Annotated in this window: 15 protein-coding genes and 1 pseudogene; 8 read left to right on the top strand and 8 right to left on the bottom strand. The window is 63.0% G+C overall.

Annotated features, from left to right (window positions below; genetic code table 11):
* Positions 1–10: 10 nt before the first annotated feature.
* Positions 11–799: a tRNA pseudouridine(38-40) synthase TruA gene (gene truA, locus P9230_RS27540; protein WP_095799013.1), complete on the top strand. Its 789-nt coding sequence runs from the start codon at positions 11–13 to the stop codon at positions 797–799.
* Here the strand turns inward: truA and P9230_RS27535 are convergent.
* Positions 796–1,401 (bottom strand): transporter, encoded by a 606-nt coding sequence (locus P9230_RS27535; protein WP_095776835.1) that lies wholly within the window; start codon positions 1,399–1,401, stop codon positions 796–798. The two genes, truA and P9230_RS27535, sit on opposite strands and share 4 nt — an antisense overlap.
* Before the next feature lie 2 nt (positions 1,402–1,403).
* Positions 1,404–2,603 (bottom strand): succinyl-diaminopimelate desuccinylase, encoded by a 1,200-nt coding sequence (dapE, locus tag P9230_RS27530; protein ID WP_067003044.1) that lies wholly within the window; start codon positions 2,601–2,603, stop codon positions 1,404–1,406.
* Between the two features lie 118 nt (positions 2,604–2,721).
* On the opposite strand from dapE, the gene P9230_RS27525 reads away from it, so the two are divergent.
* Positions 2,722–3,756 (top strand): 2-dehydropantoate 2-reductase, encoded by a 1,035-nt coding sequence (locus P9230_RS27525; RefSeq protein ID WP_278121283.1) that lies wholly within the window; start codon positions 2,722–2,724, stop codon positions 3,754–3,756.
* A 146-nt stretch (positions 3,757–3,902) separates the two neighbouring features.
* Here the strand turns inward: P9230_RS27525 and P9230_RS27520 are convergent, their stop codons facing one another.
* From P9230_RS27520 to dapD, 3 genes are all read right to left on the bottom strand, one after another.
* Positions 3,903–4,280 (bottom strand): DUF805 domain-containing protein, encoded by a 378-nt coding sequence (locus P9230_RS27520; protein ID WP_067003040.1) that lies wholly within the window; start codon positions 4,278–4,280, stop codon positions 3,903–3,905.
* A complete protein-coding gene (locus P9230_RS27515) occupies positions 4,273–4,635 on the bottom strand; it encodes a DUF805 domain-containing protein (RefSeq protein ID WP_067323786.1) in 363 nt (120 codons plus the stop codon). The genes P9230_RS27520 and P9230_RS27515 overlap by 8 nt, the downstream gene beginning before the upstream one ends.
* A gap of 70 nt (positions 4,636–4,705) precedes the next feature.
* Positions 4,706–5,560: a 2,3,4,5-tetrahydropyridine-2,6-dicarboxylate N-succinyltransferase gene (gene dapD, locus P9230_RS27510; protein WP_067323788.1), complete on the bottom strand. Its 855-nt coding sequence runs from the start codon at positions 5,558–5,560 to the stop codon at positions 4,706–4,708.
* Positions 5,561–5,703: 143 nt separating this feature from the next.
* On the opposite strand from dapD, the gene P9230_RS27505 reads away from it, so the two are divergent.
* Positions 5,704–6,543 carry an LOG family protein gene (locus P9230_RS27505; protein WP_082953833.1) on the top strand — a complete coding sequence of 280 codons (840 nt, stop codon included), beginning with the start codon at positions 5,704–5,706 and terminating at the stop codon, positions 6,541–6,543.
* A gap of 67 nt (positions 6,544–6,610) precedes the next feature.
* On the opposite strand, the gene P9230_RS27500 is transcribed toward P9230_RS27505, so the two are convergent.
* A complete protein-coding gene (locus tag P9230_RS27500; protein WP_067003034.1) occupies positions 6,611–7,318 on the bottom strand; it encodes a pyrimidine 5'-nucleotidase in 708 nt (235 codons plus the stop codon).
* Positions 7,319–7,468: 150 nt separating this feature from the next.
* On the opposite strand from P9230_RS27500, the gene P9230_RS27495 reads away from it, so the two are divergent.
* Positions 7,469–8,230, top strand: a complete 762-nt coding sequence (locus P9230_RS27495; protein WP_278121281.1) for a GGDEF domain-containing protein — start codon at positions 7,469–7,471, stop codon at positions 8,228–8,230.
* A pseudogene (locus P9230_RS32445) lies at positions 8,229–8,391 on the top strand (GMC family oxidoreductase); the annotation flags it as partial. The gene P9230_RS27495 and the pseudogene P9230_RS32445, both read left to right, overlap by 2 nt.
* Before the next feature lie 68 nt (positions 8,392–8,459).
* On the opposite strand, the gene P9230_RS27490 reads toward P9230_RS32445, so the two are convergent.
* A complete protein-coding gene (locus tag P9230_RS27490; protein WP_164746631.1) occupies positions 8,460–8,627 on the bottom strand; it encodes a hypothetical protein in 168 nt (55 codons plus the stop codon).
* A 120-nt stretch (positions 8,628–8,747) separates the two neighbouring features.
* Between P9230_RS27490 and P9230_RS27485 the strand changes: the two genes are divergently transcribed.
* Positions 8,748–9,215: a MarR family transcriptional regulator gene (locus P9230_RS27485; protein WP_278121279.1), complete on the top strand. Its 468-nt coding sequence runs from the start codon at positions 8,748–8,750 to the stop codon at positions 9,213–9,215.
* Between the two features lie 160 nt (positions 9,216–9,375).
* Here P9230_RS27485 and phhA read toward each other — a convergent pair whose 3' ends face one another.
* Positions 9,376–10,209 carry a phenylalanine 4-monooxygenase gene (gene phhA, locus P9230_RS27480; protein ID WP_278121277.1) on the bottom strand — a complete coding sequence of 278 codons (834 nt, stop codon included), beginning with the start codon at positions 10,207–10,209 and terminating at the stop codon, positions 9,376–9,378.
* A gap of 141 nt (positions 10,210–10,350) precedes the next feature.
* Here phhA and P9230_RS27475 point away from each other — a divergent pair, with 141 nt between their 5' ends.
* Entirely contained in the window at positions 10,351–10,827 is a 477-nt protein-coding gene (locus P9230_RS27475; RefSeq protein WP_067003023.1) for an Lrp/AsnC family transcriptional regulator, read from the top strand.
* A gap of 386 nt (positions 10,828–11,213) precedes the next feature.
* The gene (locus P9230_RS27470; RefSeq protein ID WP_278121276.1) at positions 11,214–13,193 is read left to right on the top strand and encodes a GGDEF and EAL domain-containing protein; all 1,980 of its coding nucleotides are present in this window, start codon (positions 11,214–11,216) and stop codon (positions 13,191–13,193) included.
* Positions 13,194–13,315 lie beyond the last annotated feature (122 nt).

The raw sequence follows: 13,315 nt of genomic DNA, 5'->3' as shown, positions 1-13,315 counted from the left end.
CAGAGCTGGCATGCCGCGTTTTCGACTCGATATCGAATATGACGGCAGCCAATTCGCCGGCTGGCAGCATCAGGCGGACCAGCTTTCGGTGCAGCAGGCGATCGAGCAGGCGATCGAAAAGTTCTGCGGCGAAGAGGTGCGAATACGTGCCGCCGGCCGCACCGATGCCGGCGTGCACGCGACCGCCCAGGTGGCCCATGTGGATCTGGCCAGGGACTGGGCGGGCGACAAGGTGCGCGACGCCGTCAACGCCCATCTGCAGGCAGCCGGCGCGCGCATCGCCATCCTCAAGGCTGCCGTCGTCGCCAACGATTTCGATGCGCGGTTTTCGGCCACCGGCCGCCATTATCTCTATCGCATCCTCAACCGCCGCGCCCCGTCGGCGCTTGAAAAGGGCAAGGTCTGGTGGGTACCGAAACGGCTCGATGCCGAGGCCATGCACGAGGCGGCGAAGGTGCTGCTCGGGCGGCACGATTTCACCACCTTCCGCTCCACCCAGTGCCAGGCCGAAAGCCCGGTGCGCACGCTTGACCGTCTCGATGTCACCCGCGCCGGAGATCTCATTGAGGTGCGAACCTCGGCGCGCTCCTTCCTGCACAACCAGGTGCGCTCGATGGTCGGCTCACTGCGCAGGGTGGGCGACGGCTCCTGGAGCGCCGCCGATCTCAAGGCAGCGCTCGAAGCGCGCAACCGGGCAGCCTGCGGACAGGTAGCGCCGCCCGACGGCCTGTTCTTGGTCGGGGTGGATTATCCGGCGACGGCTGACAAACCCGCCGCGGCAGAGGACGCGGAGACCTAGCCCCTCGCGCCGTCCGGAATGTCGATGCCGAGCAGCGCCTGCAGCCCGAACAAGACGAGCAGCGAGGCGACGAACATGCCGACAAACACCGCGGTGCCGGCAGCCGCGCCCTTGCCGATCGTCGCGTTGGTCATGCGCCAGGTCAGCACCATCGACAGCGCGAACAGAAGCAGCGAGACCAGGCCGCTGACCTCGTCGGTCGAGGGCAGGAACAGCCTCAGCAGCGCCGACGGCAGCATCAGCCAGGCGATGATCGCGGAGGCCCAGTTGGAGGCGACGACGTAGTGGACGAAGCGGCTGCCGATGCCGGCGCGCGGCGCGACCAGCGCAAGCGCCACCAGCGGCAGCACCCAGGAACCGATGTCGACGGTTGCCAGCCGGAGCAGCATGCCGAGCCGCCCGGCGAACGCATTCGGATCGCCTATCTCATTGGCGATCCCGACCCAGCCGACGATCAGCGCCGGCGCCGCCACGACGATGGCGAAGAAGGAATTCCAGAAACCGTCCGCAGACAGATCGAGCATGCGCAGGCCGTCGGCCCTGCCGAGCATCAGCCGCCAGGCGCCGGCCAGCGAAGCAAAGGTTTCGTCCGTTGAGAGCATGGTCACGTCAGACCTTGTCCGAACCAGTCCTCGATAAAGCGCTCGTATATCCCTGTCAGCGTCTCGAGATCGGCGACCGCCACGCGCTCGTCGACCATGTGCATGGTCTTGCCGACCAGCCCGAACTCGACCACCGGGCAAAAATCCTTGATGAAACGCGCATCCGAAGTGCCGCCGGAGGTGGAGAGCGAAGGCCTCTTGCCGACCACCGCGGCCACGGAACCGCTCAGCGTGTCGATCAGCTTTTCGTCGCGGGTAAGGAAGACATGGCTCGGCCGGTCGCGCCAGACAAGCTCGTAGTCGACGGCGGTCTTCTTGCCCGGCCGATATTTCTTGCGGCCCGCCGCCTGGTCGAGCCGGTTGTGGATCTCGGCCTGGACGGTCTCGGCATCCCAAGTGTCGTTGAAGCGGATGTTGAACGTGGCGGTGGCCTTGGCCGGGATGACATTGGTCGCCGGGTTGCCGACGTCGATCGACGTCACTTCCAGATTGGTCGGCTGGAAATCCTTTGTTCCCCTGTCGAACACCGGATGGAGCAGCGCGTCGACAAGGCTCATAAGCCCGCGCACCGGGTTGTCGGCAAGTTGCGGATAGGCGGCGTGGCCCTGACGGCCATTGACGATGACGCTGCCGGAGAGCGAGCCGCGCCGGCCGATCTTGATCATATCGCCAAGCGCATCCGGATTGGTCGGCTCGCCGACGATCGAGGCGTCCCATTTCTCGCCCTTGGCGGCAGCCCAGTCGAGCAGCTTCACCGTGCCGTTGATGGCCGGCCCTTCCTCGTCGCCGGTGATCAGCAGCGAGACCGAGCCTTTCGGGCCGCCATTGTTCTCGATGTGGCGCGCCACCGCGGCGATGAAGCAGGCGATGCCGCCTTTCATGTCGACGGCGCCGCGGCCATACATCTCGCCATTGGCGATCTCGGCGGCAAAGGGCGGATGCGTCCACGCCGCCTCGTCGCCGACCGGCACCACGTCGGTATGGCCGGCAAACATCAGATGTGGGCCGTTGCCGGAGCGGCGCGCATAGAGATTTTCGATGTTCGGCGTGCCATCTTCCGAGAATATCGGCCGCTCTACGGCGAAGCCGAGTGGCTTCAGCATGTCTTCCAAGGTCTGCAGCGCGCCGCCTTCGGCGGGCGTCACGGAAGGGCAGCGGATCAGGGCGGCAAGGTTCTGGGCAGGGTCGGTCGGCAATTTCATGGGCAAAGCGATAGTCGAAAGCGGCAGGCCTGTCACGGTGGCAGATGTTCGCCGAGCAAGCCGCCGACAATATGGTTGTCGTGTCGTATAGTCGCGCGGGCCAGGACGGGATGATCGCATGGCCAAAGAAGGAAAGACGATCTCGATAGCCGGCGCCGGCAGCATCGGCTGCTATTTCGGCGGCTGCCTAGCGCTCGCCGGGCGTAAGGTCGTCTTCCTTGGCCGCGGCCGCATTGTGGAGGCGTTGCGCAAGGACGGGCTGCGGATCAGCGATCTTGACGGCCGCGACAGACGCATCGGGCCTGAGACGCTGGCGGTCAGCGACGATCCGGCGCTGGCGCTGCGCAACGCGGATATCGTTCTGGTCACCGTAAAGAGCGGCGCGACCGAGGAGATGGCGGCGCTTGTTGCGGCTCATGCCCGCCCCGATGCCATAGTGATCAGCCTGCAGAATGGCGTCGACAATCCGGACAAACTGCGTGGAGCGCTTCCCGCGCATCGCGTGCTTGCCGGTATGGTTGCGTTCAACGTCGTGCAATCGCCGGATGGCGAGACGCCGTTCAGCGTCCGCCGCGCCAGCGACGGCATGGTCATCATCGAGAATACTGAGCCCGGCCTTTCAGCACTGCTCAATGTCGAAGGACTTGGGGTCGAAACCCATGCCGACATGAGGGCGGTGCAGTGGAGCAAACTGCTGATGAACCTCAACAATGCGCTGGTCGCGCTCTCCGATCTGCCGCTGGCGACCGAATTGGCGGACCGCGGCTGGCGCGTCATTCTGGCGGACCAGATCGACGAGGCGCTGGCCGCAATGAAAGCTTGTCGTATCGAGCCGGCGCGCATCGCTGGGCCGCCCCCATGGCTGCTGCCGAAAGTGCTGCGGCTTCCGGACTGGCTGTTCGGAATCCTGGCCCGGCGGCTGCTGGCGATCGACCCCAAGGCGCGCTCCTCGATGTGGGACGATCTCCATCGTCGTCGGCCGACCGAGGTCGACGAATTGCAGGGAGCGATACTGCGGCTCGCGCAAAAGACCGGCGTGCCGGCGCCTGTGACGAAGCGCATCATGGCGCTGGTGCGTCAGGCGGAAGCGGACAGGCGCGGTCCGCCCGGATTGACGCCCGACGAGGTCAGCCGCGGTCCTCGATCAGCGTGATATTTGCGCGACAGGTTCGAGCTCAAATTCTCGGTCTCGTTGACGCCAAGGATGGCGACATCGTCGACCGATTACATCACGCGTTATCTCTGTGATTTAGAGCCGGATCAGATTTGAGGTCGAAACGACCTAAAAATCATCCGGCGCTAGCGGTCGGCCGGCGCATTCGTGCGGCTGCCGTAGCGATTGGATCCGGGCTGTCCCGGAAACAGGCAGAGCACCAGGAAGGCAACGATCGACACGACGGGAACGAACAGCACCAGCGCCGCGATGCCCGGCTTGTCGAGGTCGTGCAGCCGCTTCACTGCCAGCACGACGTTCGACCACAACGAGGCGAGGAACGTGAGGAAGAAGACGAACGACCACATGTTGCTCTCGGCCGAACCTTCCGGCACCAGCGTGAAGCGATAAAGCGGAAAGGCCTGGACGATAGCAACCAGCAATCCGCCGAGAAAATAAGCCGCGCGGCTGACGCGGCCCGAGGTTTTGAAGAAGAGCCAGATGAAGTCTGCTTTTTCAGGCAAGCGGGTCCGGTCCGTATTGATTGGCGCCCCTGGTGCCTTCGAGCATGCCCAGTTCGATGAGCAGCCAGATGCCGCCGATGATGGGTATAAGGCCGATCAGTGTCCACCAGCCCGACTTGTTACGGTCGTGCCAGCGTTTGGCATAGAGAGCAATCGCGAAATAGATCGATGCCAGCGCGACCAGGATGCCGAGGATGCCGATCTGGTCGCCGCCGGCGGTGGTGAAACGTGTGCCGAGGATCGAGTCGAGAATGAACGCAATGATGGCGATGACGATGAATATGCCGATGCCGGCCCAGAACTTGGCCCGGTTGATGCGGCCGTCGAAACTCGTCAGCAGATACTTCCAGTCCATGACGCCCCTCCGTTGAACCAGCGCGACGGAATGTCGCGCCGGCGGAGGGTGCGTCTGTTCGCGGGAAAGATCAATCGCGCAGCAATTCGTTGATCGACGTCTTGGAGCGGGTCCTGGCGTCGACGCGCTTGACGATGACGGCGCAGTAGAGGCTCGGGCCCGGCTCGCCATTTGGCAGCGGCTTGCCCGGCAGCGAGCCGGCGACGACCACCGAATTTGCCGGCACTTCACCGTAGAAGACCTCGCCGGTGGCGCGGTCGACGATCTTGGTCGACTGGCCGATGAACACGCCCATGCCGAGCACCGAGCCTTCGCGCACGATGCAGCCTTCGACCACCTCGGAGCGCGCGCCGATGAAGCAATTGTCCTCGATGATGGTCGGACCGGCCTGCATCGGCTCCAGCACGCCGCCAATGCCGACGCCGCCGGAGAGATGCACGTTCTTGCCGATCTGGGCGCAAGAGCCGACCGAGGCCCAGGTGTCGACCATGGTGCCTGTATCGACATAGGCGCCGACATTGACGAAGGACGGCATCAGCACCGCGCCCGGGGCAACATAGGCCGAGCGGCGCACGACCGAGGACGGCACGGCGCGGAAGCCGGCCTTCTCGAAATCGACCGCGCCCCAGCCCTCGAACTTCGACGGCACCTTGTCCCACCATACCGAGTGGCCCGGGCCGCCCTTGATGATCTCCATCGGGTTCAGCCGGAAGGAGAGCAGCACCGCCTTCTTCAGCCACTGGTTGACCAGCCACTTGCCGTCGTCCTGCCGCTCGGCGACGCGAACCACGCCGCGGTCGAGCAAGTCGAGCGCCGACTGGATGGCGTCGCGCGTTTCGCCGCGGGTCGCGGTCGAAATCGTATCGCGCTCCTCGAAGGCCTTTTCGATGGTCTTTTCGAGGCTCGCCAGATCGGGCTTCGACATGAATTTGCTCCATTACAAAGCTGTTAAGGCCTGCGCCTTAACCTGTTTTGAAATCGCGCGGACCCTATGTGAAGCCTTAATGGGGGTCAATCGCGACTGCGTCACGGGACGGCGCAAGTAAAGGAATTAGGACGGTGGATTCGATGACACCCATGGAAAAGGCGGGCTGGACGCCGCTGCCCCATTCGGACGAGGATCTCGAGCGGTCGAAAAGCGTGCCGGACACGCCGCAGACGCGGGCCGAAACCTATCGCCTGGCCTGGAACGATCCCGACTTCATGACGCGGCGCGAATTGCGTCCGGTGCGCCTGCAGCTCGAGCTCTTGAAGCCGGAGATGATCCTTGCCGAGCGCGGCATCCGCTCGACCGTCATCCTGTTCGGCGGGGCGCGGCTTCCCGAGCCGGGCGGCGCCGCCTGGGCCGCCAAGAACGAGACGCAGAAGAAGAACCTCGAGCTGAACAGCAAATATTACGAAGAGGCGCGCAAGTTCGCCCGGCTGTGCTCGCAGCAGTCGGCCACGTCCTACTATCGCGAATTCGTCGTCGTCACCGGCGGCGGACCGGGAGTCATGGAGGCGGGCAATCGCGGCGCCGACGATGTTGGCGCGCCGTCGATCGGCTTGAACATCGTGCTGCCGCACGAGCAGGCGCCGAACGCCTATGTGACGCCCGAGCTCTGCTTCAACTTCCACTATTTCGCAATCCGCAAGATGCATTTCGTCATGCGCGCCAAGGCGGTCGCCGTGTTTCCGGGCGGCTTCGGCACGATGGACGAATTCTTCGAGACGCTGACGCTGATCCAGACCGGGCGCATGGAGCGCGTGCCGGTGATCCTGTTCGGCAAGGCGTTCTGGCAACGGGCGATCGACCTCGACTTCCTTGCCGAGCAAGGCACGATCTCGCCCGGCGACCAGGACATCATCGATTTCGTCGACACCGCCGACGAAGCCTGGGACATCGTTCGCCGCTTCTACAGCCTCTGAGTGCGCGCTCGTCGTTACCGCAATGACCAGCGAGTTCTGACGACGGCGCCGGCAATCTGGAGTTGGGTCAGCCCGGGACCTCGACGATTGCCGTCAGGAAGCCGGCGAGGTCGTCGGTGACGAAATCCACGTCGTCCTCATTCGCCGGGTCGCGCTCCCAGATCTCGGAGAAAGTCGGCTCGAAATTGCGCGGCACGACCAGCACCGTCGTCATGCCGAGCGATTTCGGCACAGAGAGGTTGCGCGCCAGGTCCTCGAACATCACCGCGTTGTGGCCGGTCACGGAATGCAGCTCGGCGAACCGCTCATAGGTCTGGCGGGCCGGCTTGGGGTTGAGACCCGCCGCGACGATGTCGAAGATGTCGTCGAAATGATCCAATACGCCGAGCTGGCGCGCGGCGCGCTCGGCATGCTTGCGGTCCCCATTGGTGAAAATGAACTTGCGGCCCGGCAATTGGCGGATCGCGGCACCGAGCACCGGATCGGGCACCAGCCAGGAATAGTCGATGTCGTGCACCTTCTCGAGGAAGTCGTCGGGGTCGATGCCGTGGCGCGCCATCAGCCCGTTCAGCGTCGTGCCGTACTCCAGGTAGAGCTCTTTCTGCAGCTTGCGCGCCTCCTCGCGCGAGAGCGTCAGCAGCTCGCCGACATAGGCAGTCATCTTCACGTCGATCTGCGCGAACAGGTTCGAGTGATGCGGATAGAGCGTGTTGTCGAGGTCGAATACCCAATCCGTGACATGGGCAAAACGGGCGGGCTCGGGTGTCGTCGTCATGGCCTCCTTATGGCATGCGGACGCGGAGTTTATCCACAACTTCCGCGCGTCTTGCGTCGTGAAAATGGCGCCTCGCTTCAAATTTTAATCGTCCCGGAAAGGTCACCTTCAGCGCTTGCTGGCACAGAGGCAGTCCGTTGGGAGACAGCGATGAGTCGCACAATCTTGAAGTCCGCAGTCGTCGCGTTCGCTTCGGTCGCTGTCTCGCTCTTGTTGACGCTGGTTGTGGTCCCGGCCATGGGCTTTCCGATCAGCCGCACCGTCTGGCTTACGGCCACGGTTTGCCCTTTGATTCTCGCCTGGATTGCCAGCGTCGGCACCTTCTGGCAAAGCGACCGGCTGAAAAATGCGCATCGCGAGCTTGCCCGCGCGCATGCTCAGCTCGCCGCGGCCCACAGACGCCTGTCGGAGAAGGCAAGCCGCGACGACATGACCGGCATGCTCAACCGCGAGACCTTCTTCGCCGCGCTCGACGGTTCCCGGCGCAAGGCCGATCGCGGCGCCCTGCTGATCATCGATGCCGACCACTTCAAGACCATCAACGACAATTACGGTCACCTGACCGGCGACGATGCGCTGCTTCTGATCGCCGGCGCCATCGAGCGCGGCGTGCGCAGCGGCGATGTGCTCGGCCGAATCGGCGGCGAGGAGTTCGCCGCCTTCCTGGTTGGCGCCACCGAACCGGAAGCAAGGCGCGTGGCCGAGCGCATCCGCCGCGAGGTCGAACTGATCCGCTTTCGCCCTGTCGACGAGCGGACCGTGCCTTTGACGGTCTCGATCGGCGGCATCACCTGTGGCGAGAGCGCCACCGTGTCGGAGCTGATGCGCGCCGCCGACCGCAGGCTCTACGAGGCCAAGCATCGCGGCCGCAACCTGTCCGTTCTTGATCGCGATCTTTCGGAAGCCGCCTGAGGGCTTGCGGCTCTTCGGCACGACCATGGCGCGGAAGAATCTCGGCCGCGTGCGCATCGCCAACTGGATCGGCAATGGTGGCGATTATCCGACGAATGAGGAGACGGCGGGCGCTCGCCTGCCGGCTGGGCGATCACCTCGGCCAGGTGATCACAGTCTGAACCCCGAAAAGGCAGGCGGCGCCGGAAGTGGAATCGGCGCCGCCCTGGCGCGCCTTTGGGGGTCGGATTTACAGTCCGAAAACGGCGACCCGCACCAGCACGGCCGCGGCGGCAAGTGCCACCAGCAGGATGCCGAGGCCGATGGGCGAGCCCCAGCCATACCATTCCATGGCCAGCTTGGCGTACCTGTACTCCTCCTCATGCGAGAGAGGGGGGCGCTGTTGAATCAAGCTCATTGTTCACTCCCTGTCGGCGACTTTGCCCTTGCTTCGCAAAGGGTGGCATCGCATATTGATACGATAGTCTGAATGTTAGGCAACTTGATAGTTAGATGATCGAACTAAAATTCGTCAAGCATGAATCGTGCTGAGATGACGGCGGCCGTCAGCCGTGCCGTCATGCGCTGGCAGGACGCGACGCAAGCCTATGACGAGGCGGTCGGGGAGCGGCTTGGGCTGATCGCAGCCGAGCGCTATTGTCTGGGCTTGCTCTACGCGGGGCCGCAATCGGCCGGCGCCGTGGCGGCGGCTACGGGGCTGACGCCGGCAGCGGTGACGGCCTTGATCGACCGCCTTGAGGCGCGTGGGCTCGTTACCCGAACCCGCAGCCTGGAAGACAGGCGCAAGGTGGTGATCGAGGCGACCGACCTGACCAGAGAACTTTCGGAGCGCTACTATGGCGCCATCGCGCGCGAGGGCGAGAAAGTGATGGCGGCTTTCAGCGACGCCGAGTTGGCGACCGTGCTGCGCTTCATCGACGCCGCGCTGGAGCTGCAAAGCGAGCAGTTGGCGAGGCTCAAGGCCGAGCCGGCTTCGGCCGGCTGATGCCCGAGGGACCGGACACTGGCGGCTTGCTCCCGCAAAACCCAGAGCGGCTCAGTCGCCTTTTAGCCACCGAACCGCTCTGACGGCCGGCTGGGCGAAAGCCGGACCTCGAAGCACGCCGCACCGAACGGTTTTGGGCGCCGCGCATTTGTTTCGGTACCTACACCGTGGCGGGGTCGAGCGCCGGCTGTCCCTTGAACCGCGTGACGATCCCGGCGAGGTCGTCGACGGCGAATGCATCGCGCAATGCGTCGAAGGACGGCAGCACGAAGTAGGCGCGCTGGAACTTGTCGATCTCGTAGCCGGTGCGCATCACCGTCTCCAGGTCGAACGGCACATGATGGGCGTCCTTGCTTTCGACCGCGAATTGCAGCTCGGTGAAAGACGACATCAGTCCTGCGCCGAAAGCCTTTACCGGCTGGCCGGCTTCCTGGATGAGGCCGTATTCGGCGCTGTACCAGTAGAGCCGGGTGATCATCTCGTCGCCGCCCAGCGCGATCATGTCCTCGGCCTTCTCACCATACATCTGCATGAAATCGGCGAACACCGGCTGCGTCAGGATCGGCACATGCCCGAAGAAGTCATGGAACATGTCCGGCTCGACGATGTAGTCGAGTTCCTGCCTGGTCCGCAGCCAGTTGGTGACCGGGAAACGGCGGTTTGCGAGATGGTCGAAGAAGGGGCCGGCGGGGATCAGCCCGGGCACCGCCACGATTTCCCAGCGCGTGAGCTTGCGCAATTTCTCGCTGATGGCGTCGAAATCCGGAATCTTGTCGAGCAGCCCGAGCGTCGCGATGCCGTCGAGATAGGAACGGTGCGCCAGCCTCTGCGTCAGCTTCGTCTGGCGATCGCAGAGCGCGCGCCACACTGCCTGCTCGTCGGCGGAATAGTCGTAATGCTGAGCCACTGTGAAGTCGGCGCGGCACACCGAATAGTCGCCGCGAAGGCCTTGCGCCGCGCATTCGCGGGCATAGTCGGCAACGCTGATCGTCATTTCTTCCTCCTGAAAAAATCGTCGGTTCCCGGATGGTGGCGTCATCGTAGCCGCGGCTCGTGAGGCAAATCAGCCTTCTTTGTAGCCACGCGAGGGATTTTGAGGTAAACTCCGCTCAAATTTCAACGTTTAGGAGGGAAAATGCCTCAGTTGGACGAGTTCGAAATAAGAATGCTGGACACCCTGCAGCGCGACGGGCGCAAGGCCGTGTCGGAACTCGCGCAGGAGATCGGCCTGTCGACCACGCCCTGCGCGCGGCGCTTCGAGGCGCTGCAAGGCGCCGGCATCATCAAGGGCTTTGCCGCCGTGCTCAGCCGACGCGCGCTGGGGCTGACGGTCGAGGTGTTCATCCAGGTCCGCCTGGTGAGCCACAGCGACGGCTCGCCGGAAAGCTTCATCGCCGCCGTGCAGCGCATGGACGAGGTCTCGTCCTGCTGGACGATGACCGGCGACCACGATTTCCTGCTGCATGTGATGGTGCCGTCGGTGGACGATCTCAATGCTTTCGTCATGCACCGGCTGATGCGGCTGCCCGGCGTCCGCGACGTCCACACCCAGCTTGTGCTGCAGAACATCAAGGGCCCAGGCCACGTGCCGCTCAGCCATTTGCGGCGGTAATCGTGCCCGAAACGGTTCCTCCGCAAAGAACGGCCCGACAATGTTGTCGGAGCGAATCTACTTCGGGACGATTTCCCCGATATCAACTGAAATTAAGGTTACACGAATCTTAACAAAAGACGCGCTCGGACATTTACGCAATGTTTCGTCCGTCGTCTCTTGCGATCTGGAGAAAGTGTGACCATGCATTATTCGGTAACTCACGATTGTTGCATGGAATCCTTAGCGGGCCGCTGGGCCGTGCAATCGCATGATCCGTTTACCGGCGGTTAGCAACATTAGTGTCTTATAATGAACCAGGCTTGCCTTCGTCCTTCCGTAAGGACTTGACGGACTTCGCTTGCTCGAACCCGTTCATGCGGAGGATGATCGCAAAGGAGCATTGCATGCGACTGACGGAGGACGTGGCTCAGAGGGTCACTGAAGCGATTTCACGCCCGCCGTGGAAATCCGCCGATCCGACGCTTTTTGCGATGCTGCTGCAGAAGAACGCGGATCAGAATCGCAAGGTCGTGCGCTGGGGCATAGCGGCGGCCGTGTTGAGCTACATATGCTACGGGGCCTTCGACTGGTTCCTTTTTCCGGACATTGCCGACCGTGTGATTCTGACGCGCCTGACGTTGGGATTGACCTTCCTGGTGCTTGTCGAACTTGTTGCTCGACGCGATTTTGCCGTCACCACTCTGCACTACGTTGCTGCTCTGGCGATCGTGGCGGGCGCGATCGGATGGCTGCTGTCGGCCCTCGGAACGAAGCATCAGGAGGCGCTGTCCCATTTCATCATCTTCGGCACGGTTTTCATTCTCGGTGCCAATCTTTTCTTCAACTTCCGGCTATGGCTCTCGGCGCTGTCGTCCGCAACCGTGACAATAGCATTCCTCGGCGCCACGCTGTGCTTGCTTCAAGCCGATCTTGGCACCCGTCTGGTGCTTGCAACCTATTTCGTGAATTGCCTTGTTTTGTCGCTTTATCTGTCATGGCGTCTCAGCATGGAGCGCTACCAGACCTTCCTGCATGCCCTTCAGGCGCAAATCCAGGAGCAGGTCGCCATCGAAAACGGTCAAAAGCTCATCGAGATCGCAGACACCGACCCGCTTACCGGGCTTAAGAACCGCAGGGCGATCACCCGGGAATTCGCGGAGTTGTGCAAGGAATGGGCCAGGGACAATGACGAAATAGGCGTCATTCTCATGGACGTGGACTACTTCAAGCGGTTCAACGACCGGCTCGGCCATCAGGCCGGCGACGACTGCCTGATCGAGCTTGCCCGAGCCTTCGACGAGACGGCGGCGTCCCATCACGCCATCGCAGGACGGTACGGCGGCGAAGAATTCGTCGTGCTCTGCAAGGTCGCCGGACCGGATCACCTGCGCGAGGTGACCCATCAATTCTGCCGGGCCGTCGAGGACTTGAACATCTCCCATCCCGATCGGGACGATAAACTCAACATCGTCACCATCAGCGCTGGCGCCTCGTTGACGCGCGCCGATCAAAGCATAGAGCTTCGGATCTTGTTGCAGGAGGCCGATCGCGCGCTTTACGCCTCCAAGTTTTCCGGTCGCGCGACCTTCACCATCTATGATGCGCAGGCCATCGATCAGAAGCGCGCCAGCCAGAATCTTTCGGAACTGCTCAAGCAAGCCGTTTCGGAGGGACTGGTCTCCGTCGTCTATCAGCCGATCTGCGATGCGATATCCGGCAAGGTGCTTGGCCATGAGTCGTTGATGCGGCTGCGCGACTTCGACGGCAGCGTGATCAGCCCGTCCGTGTTCATACCTGTCGCCGAGCAGACCGGCGGGATCGAGGAACTCGGGATGTGGGTGATCGATCGGGCTTGCGGCGACATGGTCGAGCACGGATTAGGATCGGTCGTGTCCGTGAACGTCTCGGTCGTCCAGCTCAAGGCTCCGAATTTCCCGCTTCACGTCACCGAGATCCTTGGTCGGCATGGCATGGCGCCCCAGAGGCTGGCGCTCGAGGTCACTGAAGGCAGCGATATATCTCTGGAGGCACAGGCCGCCAGAAGTATCGAGCAGCTTCGAAACCTGGGTGTTCAGATCTGGCTCGATGATTTCGGAACCGGATTTGCGGGTCTGGCCTGGCTCCGTCGTTTCAAGTTCGACGTCGTCAAGATCGATCGCAGTTTCTTGCACGATTGCCAGACGGTTCGAGGCCTGAGCCTGTTGCAGGACATGGTCAGACTGCTGCGCAATCTGGGCCATACGGTCCTTGTCGAGGGTGTCGAGACGAAAGAGCAGCAGAATTTGCTGCAGCACATGGGCATTCAGTCGATCCAGGGCTTCCTGACCGGACGTCCCGTCCCGATCGAAGAGATCATGCAGGCCAGGCAGGACCTCGTCGCTTAGCTTAAGCAGTCCGGCAGGAGGACAGGCGGCGCTATGTCGGCGAAACGAGGACGCCGCGCGATGCATCAGAAAGCCGGGCCGCTGCACGGCCCGACTTGAAAATCCGGATGTGAAGCGGCTCC

The organism is Mesorhizobium sp. WSM4887 (genome assembly GCF_029625865.1).
Taxonomy (GTDB): domain Bacteria; phylum Pseudomonadota; class Alphaproteobacteria; order Rhizobiales; family Rhizobiaceae; genus Mesorhizobium.
This window is presented reverse-complemented; position numbering and strand designations above follow the sequence as displayed.